Genomic DNA, 18,793 nt, shown 5'->3' with positions numbered 1-18,793 from the left:
CGTAGTCCACGACCCGGTCCGACTCCCGGCCGCGATGCTCATCGTCATCGAATCGAATAGCTTGACCGGATGTTTCGTCGTGCCGTCACCGTAGTTCTGTTGCTCGCCACCCTCCCGGCCTGCTCGGCGCCGGACGAGCATCCCGTGATAGCCGTGGATGCCCCGGTCGCGCTCGCCGATGAGCGGGTGGGGATCCGGGTGACCGGTTTGGCCGCCGGCCGCTCCGTCACGATCCGCTCGGAGACCACTGACCGGAACAACATCACCTGGCGCGGCACCGCGGTGGTACGCGCCGACCCGACCGGCGTCGCCGACCTGGATGCGGCCCCCTCAACGGGCGGCAGCTACCAGGGCGTGGACGGGATGGGCCTGTTCTGGTCGATGGTGCCGGAGGGCGCCGACCCCGACACCAGCTTTCTGGCCCCTGAACGCCCCGAACTGGGGCCTTCCGAAGTGCGGTTGACGGCGACCGCGGCGAGCGGCGCCGCCGCGACGGCCGTCGCGCGACGACAGTGGCTCGGTGAAGGAGTCACCCACCAGCGGGTGCACACCGACGAGCTCGTCGCCGACATCTATCTGCCGCGGGCAGAGGGCCACGTCCGGCGGCCGGTCCTGATTTTCGGTGGTTCGGAGGGCGGTAGTTCCCAACTCTGGGAGGCCGCCCAACTCGCCTCGCACGGGCATCCGGCGATGGCGCTGGCCTACTTCGACGCGCCGGGACTGCCGGCGACGCTGGATCGGGTCCCGCTGGAGTATTTCGCGACGGCGCTCCGGCACCTGGCGGCGCAGACCGGCGGCGGACCGGTCACGGTGATCGGCTATTCCCGGGGCAGCGAGGCGGCGCTGCTGGTCGGGCAGCACTTCCCCGATCTGGTGCGCGGGGTGGTCGTCTACGCACCCAGCGACGTCGTCCATGCCGGCTTTCCCTACGACGACCGGCCAGCCTGGACCTATCGGGGCAAGCCGGTGCCGCGAGGGCCCATCCCGGTCGACAAGATCTCCGGCGGACTGCTGGCGATCGCCGGTGGCGACGATCAGTTGTGGGATTCGGCCGGGTCTGCGAGACGGCTGCGGGGGCGGCGCCCGGATTTCAAGATCCTGATCTACCCAAGGGCCGGGCATGTCGTCGGCACCTACCCACACATTCCCACCGGCGTCGCCACGGGACAGTTACGCATGGGCGGCACCCGCGCGGACGATCAACGCGCACGGGTGGACGGGTGGCCCCGAGTGCTGGAGATGCTCGCAGCACCCTGACAGGGCGGTCGGCGAAGTCAGGTCCGTTTCGAGTCCTTCCGCCGGAGCTGGGACCAGCCGGAAAGGTCGGCGCCGAACCGCCCGTGGTTGGATGGTGGGGTGACGATCACGGTGGCCGAGGTGCCCGCGAAGGAACGTTTCGAGGCGCGCGACGAGGCCGGTGAGTTGGCCGGCATGCTCACGTACCAGGTGACCGGGCCGATCATCGTCTACACCCACACCACCATCGACCCGCGATTCGAGGGCCGGGATGTGGGTGCGCTGCTGGCCCGCGCCGTCATGGAGGACGCCGAGAGCCGCAACCGGACCGTCGTGCCGATGTGCCCGGTCCTGGCCGAGTGGCTGGAGAAGCACCCCGCCTACGACAGGTTCGTCGCTCGCTCCACTCGCCGCATCAAATAGAGGCCCGGTCGCCGTGTTGAGCGGTGGCCGACGCGTGCGCGGACCATTCGGTCACGTGGGGCCGCCCACCCGCAGGACCTCGGCCAGGCGCAGGCGACGGCGTACTGCCGCCTCGGCGCGCACCAGCAGCGGGGCCGTGATCAGGAACAGCGCGGCCACCGCGGCGAGCCCCGCCCACGGCAGGACCGTGGCCGGGTCGGTGACCTGGCCGGTGAGCAACCGCAACCCCAACGGCCCGGTCGTCACCGTCGCCACCAGCGCGCCCAGGGCCGTGCCGCCGACCGCCGCGACCGCCGCCACCGGCAGCAGTTCACCGGCGGCGACCAGTCGGCCCTGCCGGGGCGTCAACCCGAGCGTTCGCAGCCGGCTCACCGTCAGCCATCGTCCGGGCGCGCCGGCCGCCGCCGTCAACGCGAACCCGAGCAGCCCCGCCACCAGCAGGAACGCCGCGGTCGCCCAGGTCAGCCAGATCAGCCCGGCGACCAGCGGCGCGGCCCGGCGGGAGCGGGCCACCTCGGCGCGCGACACCACGGGCAGGCCGTCGGTGGCCTGTTGGGCGCCGGGGCCGGTGACCCAGACGGTGTTCGGCACCGTCGGCAGCCCGGCCGCCACGTCGACGATCACGACCTCGGCCGACCCACCGACCGCCGGGGCCGCACCGGACGCGGTCAGCCGTACCGCCGGTTTGCCGTCCTGAAGGATCTCCACGGTCATGCCCTCGCGCAGCGTGCCGTTCAACGAGCGGACCAGCGCCTGCACCCCGCCGAGTGGCACGCCGGTGAACGTCCGGCTGTCTACGATCACCAGCCGGGCCGCGGTGAGCTTCCCGTCCGCGACGATCCGTGCCGCGTCGGTCACCTGCCCGGTCACGACGCGAGTCACCCCCGGTGCGGCGGCGATCCGGCGGGCCGTCTCCTCGGTGGTCGCGCCGGCGTCGTCGCTGAGGTCGACGCGTACGTCCGCGCCGACCGTGTCCTGTGCGCCACTGGCCAGCCCGCGCTCCACGGTCGCGGCCGTGACCAGCGCGAACGTCGCCAACGCGACCGACGTGACCAGGGCGGCGACCGGCAGCGCCCGCCCGGAGGCGGATGACGCCTGCGCGCTGCCGAACACCGCCAGGGGCCGCCGTGACCGCAGTGCCCACCGCAGCACCAGCCCGGTGACCGGTGGCAGCAGGCGTACCACCAGGATGGCGCCGGCGAGCACCGCGAGGGTGGGCGCCAGCACCGGCAGGCCCGATCCGAGCCCACGCTGGTGGAGGGCGACGATCGCGGCGGCCGCGGCGAGGACCACGGTCGCCTCGGCGGCGGCCCGGCGCAGCACGCCGGTGTGCTGCGCCCACCGGCGGGCGGATCGGTTGGCGGGCACCTTACGGTCGCGGGTGGCCGAGGCGGCGGTGAGCAGGCCGTACGCCGGCACCGCCGCGATCGCCGTGACCAGGACCGGCGCCACCCACACTCCGGCCACGGCCCCGGTGACCAGCAGGGCCGCCGCACATCCGACTCCGGCCGCGGCCAGTGCCACCAGCGACGACTCGGTCAGCAGTTCCAGCCCGAGCGCCGTGAGTGTGGCGCCCCGCTGCCGGGCCAGCACCAGAGCCGCCGAACGGCGCCGCACGAGCAGGTCGGCCGCGAGCAGTAGCACCAGCACGGCCCCGGCCAGGATCGCCGCGAGCATCACCGACGCCTGCACCCGGGCCGTCTCGATCTGTGCGGTGACCTCGTCGAGGACGGAGTCGAGCCCGGTCTGCCAGCTCGACGAGGTGTCGATGCTGCTCGACGTCGCGGACTTGGCCTGCAGGTTGACCACGGTGGCGTTGACGTAGTGGGCGTTCGCCCAGGTCATCGCGGCCGGGTCGGGGCTGAACGACACGGTGCGCTTCAGTTCGTCGGGCTGGAACGCGAGCCGGGCGTCGGGCAGGGACTCGGCGCTGAGCAGCCCACCGAACCGGGTCGTCCCGATGCCGTCGCCGCCGATCGCCGGGTTCAGCAGCCACGGGGCCGAGGCCCACGCCGGATCGGCCGGGTCGACGGGGCGGAAGATCCCGCTCACCTGCGCTTCCTTGGTGTTCCCGCGTTCATCGGCGAGTTTCAGGAGCGCGCCCGGCCGTACCCCGAAGGATTTCGCCGCCGTCTCGGAGACGCCGACCTGGACCCGCCAGGGTGGGCCGTAGATGTCGATCTCGGCCGTCTCGTCGCCGCTCGCCGCCGGGGCCGAGCCGGCCGACCAGACGACCTCGGGGCCGGTGTCCCCGGCCAGATACACCATCCGGAAGGTTCGCAGCACGCTGCCGTCGGTGACCTTCAGGGTGGGGCTGATGACCGAGGCGACCGGTGGCCGCAGCAACTTCTGCAGATCGCTGCCGAGTTCGTCGGTGGCCCGGATACGCAGGTCGTCGATGTCCTTGGCGAGGTGCGGTGCCCGGAGCCGGCCGGTGCGCGAGTAGTCGGGCTCGAACCGTGCGGTGGCGGTGATCTGCGCTCGGTCGCCGGCCCGGCGGACCGCGTCGCGCACGGCTTCGTCGGCGGTCTTCTCCACCAGTCCGGGAACCGCACCGGCCAGGAGACTGACCATCAGCACGACCAGCGCCGACAGCAGCAGCGGCCCGGCGTCGGCGCGGGCCCGGCCGCGGATCGACGCCCCGTGCAGCCCCGTGGTCATCGGCAGCGATCTCATGAGGCGACTCGCAGGTGAGCGGCGTCGGCGCGACGCGACTGGACCACCACGACCGAGGCGACCGCGAGCGCCGTGGCGGTGAGCAGCAGTGCCAGCAGGGCCGACTCGGCGGGCCAGGGCCAGACCGGGGCGACCGCCGGAACCGGCACGCCCCCCGTTTCCGAGCGCACCAGCAGTGGGCTGACCAGCCAGGTCGCGGCGGCCCCGACGACGGCTCCGGCGAGCAGCAGTGGCAGCAGGACGATCGTGTGCTGGCCGAGCAGAGTGGTACGGATGTCACGCCTGGTCAGGCCGAGGCCGCGTAGACGTGCCACCTCGATGGCCCGTGCCTGCAGGTCACACGTCACGTGCAGGATCAGGCCGGCCAGGAGCAGCAGGATCGCGGCGGGGACCAGCATGCGCAGCGATCCGGGCAGGGCGGCCGGAACGGGGCCGGTGGTCAGTCGCGCTGCTTCGCCCGTACGCGTGCGGATGTCACCGAGATGGAGCGCCGCCGCCGGGGCGGCGTCGGCAGCCCCGGTGACCCACCACGCGTCGATGGGGAACTGCGGCTCGCCGTGCACGAGCAGGGACCGCGAGAGGGTGTCCAGGTCGGCGGAGATCGCGGCGGCGCCCGGCGCCCCGGGGATCGTCGTGGTGACGTCCGTGACCGTCACCCGGATCGCGGCCAGGCCGGCCATGACCTGGAGTTCGTCACCGGGCCCGACCGACAGCTGCGAGGCGAGCCGTTCCGAGACGGTGACCGGAATCGGTCCGGGGTCGGCGAAGGACGTGGCGACCAGGCGTCGGGCGGCGTCGGGCGGGCCACCGAGCGCCACCTCGGCGCTCATCCGCATCGACGCGCCGTTCGCGGTGACCGCGAGGTCGGTGAGCTGGCCGGAGTAGGGCTGAGCGGACGAGGCGGTCCAGCCGTCACCTGCCGGAACTGACAGGTCCACGGTGATCTTGCTGGTCTTGACGGTGTCGTAGGCGAACTCGTTGTAGACGACCGGCAGCATCACGGCGATCAGGCGCATGCCGTCGATCGGCACGCAGTCCGGCAGCCGGTGCGGGCGGCCGTCCAGCGGGATCGCCGCCCCGGTGCACGGGATCCGCAGGCCGGTGTCGTCCTCGAGGATGAGCTGCGGCGTCACCGACAGCGGATCCTCGCCGGTGGCCCGCCCGGTGAGGGTGAGGACGGTGCTCCGGGCGATCGGGACACCCGGTGCGGCGGCCGGCCCGCGCACCGCGACGAGCCGGGGCGGGGCGTCGCTGCCGCCGAGCCACTGGCCGATCGACACGTTGCGGTCGGTGGCGGGCCGGGCCTGGCCGCCGGTCGTCCGGGACACCTCGGCGCCCTGCCCGGCATACGCGGGCGCACCCAGCGTGAGGACCATGTCGGAGCCGACCGCCAGGTTCGCCTGGTCGAGCTGGGACCGGTGCCAGGTCGCGTCGAACGCCACCGCGAACGTCGCCGCCGCACACCCGAGCGCGACGAGCAGCCCGGCCGCGATCGCCCGGGGCCGGCGGGCCGCCTCGGACATGGCGAGCGGCAGCGCCAGCCCGCGCGCCCGGCTCGTCCACCGGTCGGCGGCACGTAGCACGGGCGGCGCCAGGCGCAGCGCGATCACACAGCCGGCGGCCAGCACCAGGGCCGGGACCAGCACGCGTACCACGTCGACACGGGCGTCGGCGCCCTCGGAGCGCGCCGAGAACCAGGCGCCGGTGGCCAGCGCGACGAGTGCCAGGTCGGCGCCGGAGCGGGCCAGTCCGGACCGGGCCGGAGTCGGCAGGAAGAGCAGCGCGGCGCCGGCCGCGACGGCGAGCAACTGCGGGCCGGTCACCGCCGGAGTGGCGGTCAGGCCGGCATCGGTGAACGGCGCAAGACTGGTGAGAGCGGCGTGCGCCAGCGACGACAGTGGCAGCGCGACGGCCACCGCCAGCAGGGCGAGCAGCCCGTTCTCGGCGGCGGCGAGCCCGGCCAGCTGCACGCGGCTGGTCCCGGCGGCGGACAGCAGAGCCGACTCGTCGGCGCGGACGTCCGCGGTCAGCCGCCCGGCCAGCCGGAGCGCCGCCGCGGTCAGCACCGCACCGAGCACCGCGACCGCGAGCACCGCCGAGGACGTGATCCGTTGCTGCCGGGCGGTGTCGGCCAGCACCGAGGGCAACCGCGACGCGATGCGCTCGATCTGCACCCGTTCGCCGAGCACCGCCGACAGCCGCCCGTTGGCGTCCCGCACGCCGGTGCTGAGCCGGTCCAGGTCGCGGGGGCTGGACGCGGACAGGTCGGGCCGGGCGGTGATCTCCAGTCGGCTGACCGCCGAACCGCCGGCCAGCAGGTCCCGGTAGTCGGCCAGGAACGGCCCGAACACCTGGGCGGTGGGCAGCGGCGACCCGCGGTAGTCGGGCACGTACCCGGCGCCTTCGAGAGGGTCACGATTCCAGCCACCGCCGGACCGGGCCTGGACGACACCGACGACGCTCACGGTCAGTCCCGGCGCCGGGTCGCGTGCCAACTCCCGGCCGAGCCGCACGCGGGTGCCCGGCCGTGCGCCGAGCGCCTTGGCGGTCCGGTCGAGCAGCACCACCTCGCCCGCGCCGGGGCGCGGCCATCGACCGGTCAGCAGAGTCGCGCGATCCGTCAGGTCCTCGACGCCGGAGAAGTACGCCAGGCTCGGCGTCTTGTCGTCGCCGCGCTCGAGGTGTCGCATCTCGGTCGACATCCGCCCCGCCATCACGCTGCCGAACGGCGCCACCGCCTCGCGCAGCACCGACCGGCTGTCGGCATCCACCGACGCCACGTCGCCGCGGGCCATCGTCACGGTGTAGGCGGTGACGCCGGTGTCCGCCGGGACGGCCCGCGACGCCGCGACCTCGAGCGCGCGGTCCGAGGTCCGGGTGACGAGCAGGGCGCAGACCCCGAGCAGAGTGGCGCCGATGGTGACGACGGTCAGCACCGCGGCCAGCAGCGGCCACTGCGCCCGGGCCCGCCGGAGGATGATGGTCCGCACGGCTACGCGTCGACCTGGCCGTCGCTGATCCGGATCACCCGGTCGGCCAGCGCCATCATCACCGGGTCGTGCGTGGACACCAGCGCGGTGACCCCCTCGGACTCGACGACCGCCCGCAGCAGCGCCATCACCGAGCGGCCGGTCTCGGCGTCGAGCTGGCCGGTCGGCTCGTCGGCGATCAGCAGTCGCGGTGACGCGGCCAGGGCCCGTGCGATGGCGACCCGCTGCTGTTGACCGCCGGACATCTCGCCGGGGCGCTGCGCGGCGTGTTCGGAGAGCCCGACCAGGTCGAGCAGCAGCGCCACCCGCTTCTCCCGTTCGGCGGCGGGCGTACGGGCCAGTCGCAGCGGCGCGCCCACGTTCTCGGCGGCCGACAGCACCGGGATCAGACCGAACGTCTGGAACACGTACGACACCTTCTCGCGCCGCAGCCGGGACAGCCGGTCCTCGCTCATGCCGGTGACCTCGTCGCCGTCGACGACGACCGAGCCCTCGTCCGGCTGGTCGAGTCCGCCGACCACGTTGAGCAGCGTCGTCTTGCCCGACCCGGACCGGCCGACGAGCGCCACCATGCTGCCCGCCTCGACGTCGAAGGACACCCCGCGCAGCGCGTGGACCACGGCCGGGCCGCTGCCGAACCGCCGGTGCACGCCCCGCACCGACACCAGCGCGCTCACGACGGGTCCGGGTGGATCGTCACGTGGTCTGCCTCCAGCGCCAGCCGCACCCGGCGGGTCAGGTCCAGGGCGTCCCGGTACTCCCGCGGGATCTGCACCCGCCCGGCCCGGTCCATCACCGCGTACTCCTCGGCGATCACGTGGGTGTCCCCGTTCGACGACGTCTCGGTGCGGCGCAGCACCTCACTGCTGGTCCGGCCGTCCCGGATCGCCACGGTGCGCTCCACCTGACCGCTCACCTCCGGGTCGTGGGTGACCACCACGACGGTCACCCCGAACTCGCGGTTGACGTGCCGCAGCGCCTCGAACACCCCGGCCGACGTGGTGGTGTCCAGCTCGCCGGTCGGCTCGTCGGCGAACAGCACCCGCGGCTCGTTGGCCATCGCGACCGCGATCGCGACACGCTGCTGCTGGCCGCCGGACATCTGGGCGGGCTTGCGGTCGGCGCAGTCGCCGACGTCGAGGGCGGCGAGCAACTCGTCGGCGCGGGCGCGGCGCGTGCGGGCCGGCCGGCGGGCGGCGACCATCGGCATCTCGATCACCTCGCGGGAGGTGAGGTACGGGATCAGGTTCGACGCCGTCTGCTGCCGGACGAACCCGACGGTGTGCCGCCGGTAGCGCACCCGGTCGCTGCGGGACATGGCCAGCAGATCGGCCTCGCCGACCCGGGCCCGTCCGGCGGTCGGCGCGTCGATCCCGGCGAGGATCGACAGCAGCGTCGACTTGCCCGACCCGGACGCGCCCACCACAGCGATCATCTCACCGGCGTTGACCAGCAGGTCCAGGCCCTGTAACGCCTGCACCTCGATCGATCCGGTCTGGTAGATCCGGACCAGGTTGTCGCAGACGATCAGCGCATCCCGCCCGAACTCCGCCGCCCGTGCGGGCGGTTGCGGCAACGACATGGCGGAAGTCCCCCGACTTGCGCTACGGATAGATCTTGGGCGTGCCTATCTAACGGTTCAGGACGTCCGCCGTCAACCGGCGCATGCGCAGGCTCCGGATGTGGTCGTCCTCGCGGGACAGTGTGGCCCGTACCGTATCCATTGGTTGGAAGCCCCGTTTTCGGTAGAAACCGATGCCCGCCGAGTCGCCGAGGAACACCGACACCCACATCTCGGTGCCGCCGACCGCCCGGATCTGCTCGGTCACCCGGTCCAGCAGCAGGGTGCCGAGGCCACGGCACCGCTCGGCCGCCTCCAGGTAGATCAGTGACAGCTCACCGGCCGTCGCGTCCGCCATGCCGCCGCCGGCCGCCCCGAGGACCCGGCCTTCCTGCTCGACGACCTGGTAGCCGAACCAGCCCGGCGGCGACGGGTCGATGTCCCGGGCGATCCGTGGCTCGCTGTAGAACTCGGCCACGCTGCGGTTGATGTACCCCTCGGGCAGCAGATCACGGTACGCGTTGCGGTAGGCCGTGGAGCAGATCCGCGCGATGGTGGCCACGTCGGCGGCGACGGCGGGACGGACGACGGCGGTGATAGATGATCCGGGCACGCCCGCAAGGCTAATGGGCGTGCGGATCGGTGTGCGGGGTGACGCGAGCCGGGGCCCCGGGAGAGCTCAGGCGCCGGCGTTCGCGCCCAGGAACGACAGGATCAGCTCCGTGGTCTGGTCAGGGTACTGGTCGTGGGGATAGTGCCCGGCGCCGTCGATCATCTGCAGTTCGCCGAGGCCCGCCGGTAGTGCGTCGATGATCGCCCGGCCCTCGGCGTACGGGTCGGTCCAGTCGGGATCCAGCGAGCCCTCGATGATCAGGGCCGGGCAGCGTACGTCGGCCAGTCGCGCTCCGGCGTCGGCCGGCGAGGTCTTGAGCATCGCCTGCAGAGCCTTCATCCGGCCAGGTTCGCGCAGGTGGGTCTCGATGCCGGCCTGCCGGGCGGCCCAGTCGCCGGGTTTGCGGCCCGGGTAGGCGTGGTCGAGGTAGCCGAGCCACTGGGGCACGCTGCCCATCATCGTGCCGAGCATCCGGTAGGCGCCCTTGCGGTAGGTCTTGGAGGCGAAGTCACCGATGCTCATCGCCTGCGCGCGGGTGAACGGCGCGATCTCGACGATGCCGCTGATCAGGTCGGGCGCCTGGGCGGCCGCGATGGTGGCGGCGCCGCCGGAGATGGAGTGGCCGACCAGGGTGGCCGGGCCGCCGAGGTGGCGGATCAGCGCGATCAGGTCACCGGCGATGTCGGTGCGTGTGTAGGACGGCCAGGCCGCTGTCGACTCGCCGCACCCGCGCAGGTCGGCTGATGCGACCCGGTAGCCGGCAGCGATCAGGGCCGGCGCCACGAATCGGTACGCGGTGCGGGTGTGCCCCATGCCGTGGGCCAGAACGACCAGGGGTCCCCGGCCGGCCACCTCGTAGGCGAGCCGGCCGCCGTCGACGGTCAGGGAGGACGTGCCGGGCGTCGGCCTGGTGTCGGCTGCGGCGTCGTGGTGCGTGTGCTGAGTCAAAGGTTTCTCCTGGAGGCGTGTCCACGGCGGCGTTGTAGACTGATCTGGAGTACAAGAACGAACCCACGTCCATTGTTGGACTCGAGTCCAACGAATATGACCGTAGTAGAGCACACCTGTCGTCTCCAAGGAAGTGAACAGTCGGTGACAGCCCGCACTTCGAGTTCCTCCGACCCCGGATCGGCATCGCCGGACCGCCGTGCCCGCCAGCGGGAGCGCCGTCGTGCCGAGCTCTACGACGTCGCCATCGCGTTGTTCGTCGAGAAGACGTATGAGGGCACGACGATGGAGGACATCGCCGAGCGTGCCGATGTCGCCCGGGCCACAGTGTTCAACCACTTCCCTCGCAAGGCCGCCTTCCTGCAGGAATGGGCCACGCGGCGTCGCGAGAAAGCGCTCCGGGCCACCCATGCCGGCGGCTCCGGGTCATCGGCGCGAGAGATCCTCGTGCGGTACTTCGCCGAGTTGGGGGCGCTCAGCGACGCCTCCCGGCCCGAGAGTGTCGCGGTGATCCTCGGGTCGGTGGGGGTGGCGGACACGTGGCAGCGGATACCGGTGGCCGTCGAGTTCGCCGGCATCTTCGCCGAGGCCCAGCGCAAGGGGGAGATCGATCCGGCCGTCGACGCCGACCGTGTCGGCCTGATCCTGGCGTCCTCGTATTACGTCATCCTCACCGCATGGGCCAGCGAGGAGCCGGCCCCGTTCGACCTCGCCGAGGAGATGGTCGGAACGGTCGACCTCCTCCTGAACGGAGTCCTGCCCCGCACCGATCCGGCTCCCTGAGCGCGGGCGGCGGGCGGCGGGCGGCGGGCGGCTCTCCGCGCCGCGAGGGGACGATCCGGGTCGCGACGGATAACAGTTTTGATCGAAGGAATTGCCATTCCGAACGATTCTCGATCTCGGCGCGGTTCCGGAACCGTTCATTTGTTGCCGACATATTGACGGGCCGCGACGCCGAAGTAACAATTCTCGGAGAGCGCTCTCTGCTTTGCGCTCACCCCGTCCCCCTCGCCTGCTGTACGCCCGTCATCACGGACGCGCGGCACCCCGTCCGAAGGCAGGAACATGACACCCCCGACACTGATTTCCCCGCGGCAGAGACACCTGCGCCGCGGGCGGGTCGTGCTGAGCGCCGCCCTCGCCGCCGCCCTCGGTCTCACCGTCGCCTCGATCGCCGGCACCGCCAGCGCCGCGGACGTCCCGTTGTCGCAAGGCAAGCCGGCCACCGCCTCGTCCGTCGAGAGCGCCGCCTTCCCCGCCTCAAACGCGGTCGACGGCAACACCGGCACGCGCTGGTCCAGCACCTTCGCCGACCCGCAGTGGCTGCAGGTCGACCTGGGCAGCAGCCAGTCGATCAGCCAGGTCGTGCTGAACTGGGAGGCGGCGTACGCCTCGGCGTTCACCATCCAGACCTCCGCGAACGGCACCTCCTGGACGAACGTCACCCCGGTCACGACGGGCCAGGCCGGCGTCCAGACGCTGAACGTCACCGGCAGTGGCCGGTACGTGCGGATGAGCGGCACCACCCGGGCCACCCCGTACGGCTACTCGCTCTGGGAGTTCCAGGTCTTCGGGACGACCACGACCCCGACGCTGCCGACCTCGGACACCCCGGACTTCGGCTCGAACGTGCGGATCTTCGAGCCGGGCACCGCGGCCTCGACCATCCAGTCGGCGGTGGACTCGGCGTTCAACGCGCAGCTGCGCAGCCCGACCGCGCAGTTCGGCTCCCAGCGCCACGTGTTCCTCTTCAAGCCCGGCACCTACGGGCGGGTGTGGGCCAACGTCGGGTTCTACACGACGATCGCTGGCCTCGGTCTCAACCCCGACGACGTGACGATCAACGGCGCCGTGAACGTCGACTCCGGCTGGAACTACGGCGACGAGAAGAACGCGACCCAGAACTTCTGGCGCAGCATGGAGAACCTGTCGATCGTGCCCGAGGGCGGCACCAACCGGTGGGCCGTCTCCCAGGCCGCGCCGATGCGCCGGGTGCACATCAAGGGCAACCTGACGCTGGCTCCGTCGAACCAGGACGGCGGACAGGGCTACTCCAGCGGCGGCTACCTGGCCGACTCCATCGTCGACGGTGTCGTCTCGTCCGGCTCGCAGCAGCAGTGGTACACCCGCGACAGCCGGATCACGCGCTGGGACGGCGGCGTCTGGAACATGGTCTACTCCGGCGTCCAGGGCGCCCCGGCCAACGCGTTCCCGAACCCGCCGCACACCACGCTGGCCACCACGCCGGTCAGCCGCGAGAAGCCGTACCTGTACGTCGACAACGCCGGCCTCTACCGCGTCTTCGTCCCCGCCCTCCGGCGCAACTCGGCCGGCGCCACCTGGCCGAACGCGGCCGGCACCTCGATCCCGATGCGGGAGTTCTACGTCGCCAAGCCCGGTGACAGCGCCGCCCGGATCAACCAGGCGCTCGCTCAGGGACTGAACCTGTTCTTCACCCCGGGCACCTACACCCTCAACGACACCATCCGGGTCACCCGCGCCAACACCGTGGTCACCGGCATCGGCTTCCCGACCCTGATCCCGTCCGGCGGGGTCGAGGCCCTGAACATCGCCGACGTCGACGGCGTCAAGGTGAGCGGTCTGACCTTCGACGCGGGTACGACGAACAGCCCGACCCTGCTGACCGTCGGCCGGGCCGGCGTCCACACCGACCACGCCGCGAACCCGATCAGCCTGCAGGACGTCTTCTTCCGCATCGGCAGCAGCGTCCAGGGCAAGGCCACCACCACTCTCGCGGTGCACAGCGACGACACGATCATCGACCACATCTGGGCCTGGCGGGCCGACCACGGCGGCGCGCCCACCGGCTGGACGGTCAACACCGGCGACACCGGCGTCCTCGTGAACGGCGACGACGTCCTTGCGACCGGCCTGTTCGTCGAGCACTACCAGAAGTACGAGGTCATCTGGAACGGCAACCGCGGCAAGACGATCTTCTTCCAGAACGAGAAGCCGTACGACGTGCCGAACCAGGCCGCCTGGATCGGGCCCCGCGGAAACGGCTACGCCGCCTACAAGGTCGCCGACGCCGTCACCGACCACCAGCTCTGGGGCGGCGGCTCGTACGCCTACTTCAACGTCAACCCCGCCGTCCGGGTGGACCGGGCCTTCGAGGTGCCCAACCGGTCCGGCGTTCAGCTGCGCAGCGTCCTGACCGTCTCCCTCGGTGACGTCGGCACCATCGCCAACGTCGTCAACGACACCGGTGGCGCCGTGCCCAACCCGGCCGGCAACACCACCCCGCGCAACGTCATCGCCTACCCCTGATCCCACGGCGATGACGGCGTGAACCACGCGGCCACCGGTGCTACCCGCACCGGCGGCCGCGATCTCTGTTGAGCGATGTGAACGAGCCGGACACGATGGTCGTCATGTCGACGCCCGAACCCACCACCGCCGAAGCCTTCGACGAGGCGCTTCGCGCGGGCGACGACGACCGCCGCTGGGAGCTGATCTCCCACCTGCACCGTCACGGCGGGCGGGAGGCAGTCGAGATCGCCGCCCGGTCGGCCGGTCACCCCGATCCCGCGCGCCGCCTCCTGGCCGCCGACGTGCTCGGCCAGTTCCGGCCGTTCCGCGAGGAGGCGCTGACGCTGCTGCTGACGATGGTGCGGGACGAGTCCGACCCGGACGTGCTCCACGCGATCACCGTCGGGTTCGGGCACATCGGCGACGAGCGCAGCCTGGCGCCCCTGATCAGCCTGCACACCCACCCCGACGCCGGCGTCCGGCGCGGCGTGGCCTTCGGCCTGCTCGGCCGCCCGGAAGCGGCAGCCCTCGACGCTCTCATCACGCTCTCCGCCGACGTGGACGCCCGGGTCCGCGACTGGGCCACGTTCGGCCTCGCACGCCAGACCGACGCCGATTTCCCCCGGCTGCGTGACGCGCTCGCCGCCCGGCTCGACGACGACGACCCCGACACCCGTGCCGAGGCAGTCGAAGGACTGCTGCTCCGCGGCGTCGAGGTGAGCCGCTAGCTCGCCGTTCAACCTCCGGCCTCGACCTGCCACAGGACGCCCGATCGACGGCGGATGAGCGCGTTCGGCCCGCTTATGAACGACTCAGCCGGGCATCTGGAAGGCCCTGGTATGGGCGGTAATCCATGCGGCATCTCGCCGGTAGAGGCCGACGTGGCCACGGAGCTCGTCTTGACCGGCGTCGACACGCGCTTGTGTGAAATGGGCCAAGTCAAGCAGGCGCTGCACGGTGACGGGAAGGATGGCTGCCGTGTCCACCTCGTGACCGTGGTAGCGGTTGTAGGTGTCACAGAGCAGTCGCAGGCGTCGGGCTCGCTGACTCACGTCACTGTCCAAGCCGTCACCGTTGGCCGGATCGGTCAGCGGCACCAACCGGTACGCGAGGTAGGCCAGATCCCAGACCCGTGGGCCAGGAGAGGCAGTGTCCCAATCGATGACCCCGGTAAGCCGGCCATCGGTGAAGACCATGTTGTAGGGAGCGAAGTCGTTGTGGCAGATGACCTCGACCGGCTCGTGCGCAGGAATCTGCCAGATCGCGTCCGTGGTATCGAGGAAGTCTGCGCTGGCTGCGTGCAGATGGGCCAGGTGCCGGGCCGCGTCGGTCAGGATGCCTTCGCTCCAGATCCAGTCCGGCAGCGGGTATTGGGGCACCTCCCCGGCCAGGTAAGCGACGCTGTCACGTCCGTCCTGATCGCGCCCGAGGGGCTCGGGGACCCACTCCAGGCCATGCTGTCTCAGGTGCCGGAGGAGTCGCTGGATCGTCGGGCTCCAGGCACCGGCACGGCGACGGACGCTGACGCCTACGCGCACTGCCCTGCCCATGTTGCCTCCCGCCAGTACTTCTTCCTGCCCGGTCGCTGCACCGGCGTCGTGGTCACTCATGCACAGCATTCTGAGCGGAGTGACGGCGTACGGAACACCGACTTCCTGCCTTCGGCAACGCACTCGATTCGGCACGGCGGGACGTGCTGGGCAGGGCCCCGGCGGCGGTCATTCCATGTGGCCGTGGAATCCAGCGCCGCCGAGGCGCATCGATGCGGGACGGGCTCAGGCTTCGGTGGCGCGCAGCATCATGTACGCGACCTTGCCCGCCTCCACGTCGAAGGTCATCGTCCAGCCCGGCTGACCGGCCGCCATCTCGTACCGGCCCTCTGAGGTGGATTTCAGGCCTTTGCTGTCGTACGCCGCTCTCAGCTGGTCCAGGCTCGAGCCGCGCGAGACGCCTTCGGCCGTGGTGGCGTTGGGCGGCGCCGCGATGGTGGTCATCCGCTCGCCGGTGAACGACACGCCGCCGGCGGTCAGGAAGGCCGTGAGCCGCTCTCCTGACCGCTCGGTGGAGGCGGCCATCGTCTCGATGCTCTTGGCCGCGGCAGCGGCGGAGTCGGCCGCCAGCCGGGCCGACCTCGCGGACTCCTGCGCGGAACGGCCGTGGGTTCTGCGGTACTCGTCCGCCTTGGCTCGGGCTGCGTCCGCCGCCTTCGCGGCCTTCTCGACCTCGTTCTCCAGCTTCTCGTCCGCGGCCATCCGGCTCGGGTCGGGAGCCGGACCGCCGACGAACGAGTAGTCGTCGCCGCCCACCGTCGACACGGGTGAGGTGATCAAGTCGCCGGTAGCCAGCGCCTCGCTCCTGGTCATGGTGATCCGTAGCTTGCCGTACCCATCCGATCCGAAGTGCTGCATCGTGGCCGCGGCGGACGACGTGCCCGGCGCAGCAGCGTCCTGCGTCCCGGTGCTGCAACCCGCCAGTGCGGCGGTGGCGGCCAGGGCGCCGACGAGCAGGCCCCGGCGTCCGATGGTGTGGTTTCGTTCCCCGTTTCGCATGGCGGGCAGCGTAGGGCAGCGTGATCCGCCCCGCCGCACTGACGGACGCCGATGCGACTTGGGCCACCCCGGAGGCACACGGGGTGCCATCGCCAGGCCGGGATCTCGATCAGCAGCGAACGGTGCTCCGCACCGGCCACCGTCCCATTTGTGGAGGGTGACGGTGGCGCATTCGCCACGGTTGGCCGCCGGATCGTCCGCCTTTCCGCTAGAGAGCTTTCGGAATCAGGGTCTGCGCCGGCGTCGGCTGGCCATAGCTCAGCCAGGTGATGACGTGGCTGGCAGCCCGTTCACGCCGCGGTTCACGGACTGGTCGCCGAGACGTCCGCTGCCGTCGGCCCGGGGGACTGGCCACCGAGACGTCTCCGGCCCATTGCGCCGAAGGGCTGGTCGCCGAGACGTCCGCTGCCCTTGCCCCGGGGGACTCGTCACCAGGACGTTCCCTGCCTTCGCCGAGGCCTTCGCCGAGGACGAGGACGAGCACAGGCGCACACGAACACCGATCGTGCGACCCCAGCCACGCCCCCACGACCACCAGCGCACACGCAACCCCGATCGTGGGCTCTCACCAACGCCAGGGCGACGACCAGCGCACACGCAACCGTTACGTGTGCGCCCATCGCCGCCGGCGACCACGGAGAAGATCGACTACACGGACCACTGGCACGCGTGGGCCGGGTCGTCGACGCTGGTGTCGCGCCGCAGTCGCACCCGAGCAGCGGTTCGGGTGGGTACAAGGCCCATCGCCGGAGCCGTCCGGTGCACCCGGTAGGGGAACCCGGGCTCGGTCACCGACCGTAGACGGCGGCGAGAACACCCGAACCCGGCAGGTAGGCCGGCCGGGGCGGCGGTGACCTGGCACAGACCCTGACCTCAGAAGCTCCCTAGACGTCCTGGGAGAGATCCGATGACGAGTAACGACAAGCCTTAGGCGCCGCAAGTCTTGGGATCTGGTCGAATATCGAGGTCTGGGTCGCTTTTGGCGCTGCCTTCGGCGTCGTCGCCGGGATCGTGCTCAACAACGTCGGTCTCGGTGTCGCGCTGAATGCGGGCCCTGGGTGTGACCGCCGGTGTCGTCGTCATCGCGCGAGCGGATGACCGCGGCAAATCCTCCAGCGCCGTGCCCGCGTCTGGGCGGCGCGGCTCGGAGGGCGGCGATCGATCGCTGCCTAGCCCGGGAGCTTGACACCGGTGAGGTCAGCGCAAAGAGCGAGCAACTCCTCCTGCAACCCCTCGTCGTAGGCCTGCGGGTTCGCCGTCAAGGCCGTGCGGCGCTTGAAGTAGTGGCCGGTCACTGTGGCGGCCGGCTCGTCCGAGGTCGCGAGCCAGATCTGAGTCTCCGCCCCCTGCGGCAGGTCGTCGGTGGCGTTGGGGCCACCCATCCGGGTGCGGATCCAGCCTGGGTCGACCGTGTTGCTCAGGGTGCCGGGGCGGAGCCGCGCAACCGCGAAGGCGAGCATCACGTCGTACAGCTTGGAGTCGCTGTAGGCCTGCATGCCGTCCCACTGCCGGGTCTGCCACTGCGGGTCGTCGAGGCGGGCCCGGCCGTCGGCCTCCAGGCCCGAGGTCAGATAGATCAGGCGGCCCGGCGCCGGCATCAGCGCGGTCAAGAGGTACGGGGCCAGCGTGTTGACCTGGAAGATCCGCTCCAGTCCGTCCTCGGTGATCTCCGGGGCGGACTGCCCGCCACCGATACCGGCGTTGTGGATCACCACGTCGAACGGCCCGGCCGCGTTCGCCTGGGCGGCCAGCTCGCGGGTCTGCGCCAGGGACGCCAGGTCACCGACGATCACACCATGCGCCTGCGGCACGGCCTTGCGTGCGTCCTCGGCACGGCGCTCGGTACGGGCGTGCAGGGTCACCTGATGCCCGTCCGCCGCCAAAGTCTCGGCCGTTTGCCGCCCGATGCCGTCGCTGGAGCCGGAAATCAGAATCGTCGCCATGACAGCCATCCTGCCCGATCACCGGACAACCCGATCAACCGCTTCACCGGTCCTCTACGGGTGATGCACACGGGCCTGACCGTCTGATCGTCCGGCGGGGCATCCGTAGTCAGGCACTGGGGTTCTAAGGTCCGTACGTAACCTGCAGCCGAAGGCGAATGTCGCCATAGGGCGGCCACTTCCCCTTCACGGCGATCAGGTGTGCCGGCGAGACAGCGGAGTCGAGACCGCCCGTGCGGCGCGTTTCGGTGGCCTCGACGACCAGGTGCCCGTCCTCCAGCACGACGCGATCAATGGTCACGCCGTGCCCCGGGTGGGTCGATGTCCGTGAGTGAAGAGGACCACGGTCTCAGTGGCGAGGTCTACGGTAGGGGCAGCTCGGGGAGTGCGGCCACCATCGAGGAAATCCCATGTGTCGGCCACGTGTTCGTCCGGGATCAGGTAAAGCCCGACCACGGCGAGCTCTCTATGGCTTTCCACGGTGTGATGAAGGGTCCGGAAGGGGATCGCCGAACCCTCGGAGGAATCCATGGAGGAAAGCTACCAGCAAGATCACCTTTGCCGTGTGGTGCTCACCGCCGCTG

The 18,793-nt window shown here is 71.5% G+C and carries 16 protein-coding genes; 5 read left to right on the top strand and 11 right to left on the bottom strand.

The annotated features are described in order from the left end of the window. The first annotated feature begins 69 nt into the window (after nt 1-69). Both ACQPZW_RS32240 and ACQPZW_RS32235 read left to right on the top strand, forming a co-directional pair. Complete coding sequence (locus tag ACQPZW_RS32240; RefSeq protein ID WP_433789789.1) at nt 70-1,257, top strand: acyl-CoA thioesterase/BAAT N-terminal domain-containing protein; 1,188 nt, start codon at nt 70-72, stop codon at nt 1,255-1,257. Between the two features lie 99 nt (nt 1,258-1,356). After that, nucleotides 1,357-1,659: a GNAT family N-acetyltransferase gene (locus ACQPZW_RS32235; protein ID WP_433789788.1), complete on the top strand. Its 303-nt coding sequence runs from the start codon at nt 1,357-1,359 to the stop codon at nt 1,657-1,659. A gap of 51 nt (nt 1,660-1,710) precedes the next feature. Here ACQPZW_RS32235 and ACQPZW_RS32230 read toward each other — a convergent pair whose 3' ends face one another. From ACQPZW_RS32230 to ACQPZW_RS32205, 6 genes are all read right to left on the bottom strand, one after another. Next, the gene (locus tag ACQPZW_RS32230) at nt 1,711-4,335 is read right to left on the bottom strand and encodes an FtsX-like permease family protein (protein WP_433789787.1); all 2,625 of its coding nucleotides are present in this window, start codon (nt 4,333-4,335) and stop codon (nt 1,711-1,713) included. After that, the gene (locus tag ACQPZW_RS32225) at nt 4,332-7,325 is read right to left on the bottom strand and encodes an FtsX-like permease family protein (RefSeq protein WP_433789786.1); all 2,994 of its coding nucleotides are present in this window, start codon (nt 7,323-7,325) and stop codon (nt 4,332-4,334) included. The genes ACQPZW_RS32230 and ACQPZW_RS32225 overlap by 4 nt, the downstream gene beginning before the upstream one ends. A 2-nt stretch (nt 7,326-7,327) precedes the next feature. Further along, on the bottom strand, nt 7,328-8,002 hold the full coding sequence (locus ACQPZW_RS32220) for an ABC transporter ATP-binding protein (RefSeq protein WP_433789785.1): 675 nt from the start codon (nt 8,000-8,002) through the stop codon (nt 7,328-7,330). Beyond that, nucleotides 7,999-8,907: an ABC transporter ATP-binding protein gene (locus tag ACQPZW_RS32215; protein WP_433789784.1), complete on the bottom strand. Its 909-nt coding sequence runs from the start codon at nt 8,905-8,907 to the stop codon at nt 7,999-8,001. Before ACQPZW_RS32215 ends, ACQPZW_RS32220 begins: the two co-directional genes overlap by 4 nt. Nucleotides 8,908-8,956: 49 nt before the next feature. Beyond that, nucleotides 8,957-9,499, bottom strand: a complete 543-nt coding sequence (locus ACQPZW_RS32210) for an N-acetyltransferase family protein (RefSeq protein WP_433789783.1) — start codon at nt 9,497-9,499, stop codon at nt 8,957-8,959. 66 nt (nt 9,500-9,565) lie between these two features. Continuing rightward, nucleotides 9,566-10,384, bottom strand: a complete 819-nt coding sequence (locus tag ACQPZW_RS32205; RefSeq protein ID WP_433797675.1) for an alpha/beta fold hydrolase — start codon at nt 10,382-10,384, stop codon at nt 9,566-9,568. Nucleotides 10,385-10,591: 207 nt separating this feature from the next. On the opposite strand from ACQPZW_RS32205, the gene ACQPZW_RS32200 reads away from it, so the two are divergent. The 3 genes from ACQPZW_RS32200 to ACQPZW_RS32190 all read left to right on the top strand — a co-directional run bounded on the left by ACQPZW_RS32200 (nt 10,592) and on the right by ACQPZW_RS32190 (nt 14,445). Continuing rightward, a complete protein-coding gene (locus ACQPZW_RS32200) occupies nt 10,592-11,230 on the top strand; it encodes a TetR/AcrR family transcriptional regulator (protein ID WP_433789782.1) in 639 nt (212 codons plus the stop codon). A gap of 282 nt (nt 11,231-11,512) precedes the next feature. Then, nucleotides 11,513-13,735 (top strand): galactose-binding domain-containing protein, encoded by a 2,223-nt coding sequence (locus tag ACQPZW_RS32195; protein ID WP_433789781.1) that lies wholly within the window; start codon nt 11,513-11,515, stop codon nt 13,733-13,735. Nucleotides 13,736-13,839: 104 nt separating this feature from the next. After that, on the top strand, nt 13,840-14,445 hold the full coding sequence (locus ACQPZW_RS32190) for a HEAT repeat domain-containing protein (RefSeq protein WP_433789780.1): 606 nt from the start codon (nt 13,840-13,842) through the stop codon (nt 14,443-14,445). Nucleotides 14,446-14,529: 84 nt separating this feature from the next. Here the strand turns inward: ACQPZW_RS32190 and ACQPZW_RS32185 are convergent, their stop codons facing one another. The 5 genes from ACQPZW_RS32185 to ACQPZW_RS32165 form a co-directional block, all read right to left on the bottom strand. Then, nucleotides 14,530-15,327, bottom strand: a complete 798-nt coding sequence (locus ACQPZW_RS32185; protein WP_433789779.1) for a phosphotransferase enzyme family protein — start codon at nt 15,325-15,327, stop codon at nt 14,530-14,532. A gap of 165 nt (nt 15,328-15,492) precedes the next feature. Beyond that, nucleotides 15,493-16,266 (bottom strand): hypothetical protein, encoded by a 774-nt coding sequence (locus ACQPZW_RS32180; RefSeq protein ID WP_433789778.1) that lies wholly within the window; start codon nt 16,264-16,266, stop codon nt 15,493-15,495. Between the two features lie 927 nt (nt 16,267-17,193). After that, nucleotides 17,194-17,349 (bottom strand): hypothetical protein, encoded by a 156-nt coding sequence (locus ACQPZW_RS32175; protein ID WP_433789777.1) that lies wholly within the window; start codon nt 17,347-17,349, stop codon nt 17,194-17,196. 86 nt (nt 17,350-17,435) lie between these two features. Beyond that, complete coding sequence (locus tag ACQPZW_RS32170) at nt 17,436-18,209, bottom strand: SDR family NAD(P)-dependent oxidoreductase (protein WP_433789776.1); 774 nt, start codon at nt 18,207-18,209, stop codon at nt 17,436-17,438. A 124-nt stretch (nt 18,210-18,333) separates the two neighbouring features. Then, nucleotides 18,334-18,510 carry a hypothetical protein gene (locus tag ACQPZW_RS32165; RefSeq protein WP_433789775.1) on the bottom strand — a complete coding sequence of 59 codons (177 nt, stop codon included), beginning with the start codon at nt 18,508-18,510 and terminating at the stop codon, nt 18,334-18,336. Between the last annotated feature and the right edge of the window lie 283 nt (nt 18,511-18,793).

Source organism: Actinoplanes sp. CA-252034, from assembly GCF_050956125.1.
Lineage (GTDB): Bacteria > Actinomycetota > Actinomycetes > Mycobacteriales > Micromonosporaceae > Actinoplanes.
This window is presented reverse-complemented; position numbering and strand designations above follow the sequence as displayed.

Bases quoted from the DNA above. Each gene is read 5' to 3' on its own strand.
- ACQPZW_RS32215 (WP_433789784.1), bottom strand. From the start codon at position 8,907: ATGTCGTTGCCGCAACCGCCCGCACGGGCGGCGGAGTTCGGGCGGGAT.
- ACQPZW_RS32195 (WP_433789781.1), top strand. From the start codon at position 11,513: ATGACACCCCCGACACTGATTTCCCCGCGGCAGAGACACCTGCGCCGC.
- ACQPZW_RS32230 (WP_433789787.1), bottom strand. From the start codon at position 4,335: ATGAGATCGCTGCCGATGACCACGGGGCTGCACGGGGCGTCGATCCGC.
- ACQPZW_RS32185 (WP_433789779.1), bottom strand. From the start codon at position 15,327: ATGAGTGACCACGACGCCGGTGCAGCGACCGGGCAGGAAGAAGTACTG.
- ACQPZW_RS32170 (WP_433789776.1), bottom strand. From the start codon at position 18,209: ATGGCGACGATTCTGATTTCCGGCTCCAGCGACGGCATCGGGCGGCAA.
- ACQPZW_RS32190 (WP_433789780.1), top strand. From the start codon at position 13,840: ATGTCGACGCCCGAACCCACCACCGCCGAAGCCTTCGACGAGGCGCTT.
- ACQPZW_RS32175 (WP_433789777.1), bottom strand. From the start codon at position 17,349: ATGACGACGACACCGGCGGTCACACCCAGGGCCCGCATTCAGCGCGAC.
- ACQPZW_RS32240 (WP_433789789.1), top strand. From the start codon at position 70: ATGTTTCGTCGTGCCGTCACCGTAGTTCTGTTGCTCGCCACCCTCCCG.
- ACQPZW_RS32180 (WP_433789778.1), bottom strand. From the start codon at position 16,266: ATGCGAAACGGGGAACGAAACCACACCATCGGACGCCGGGGCCTGCTC.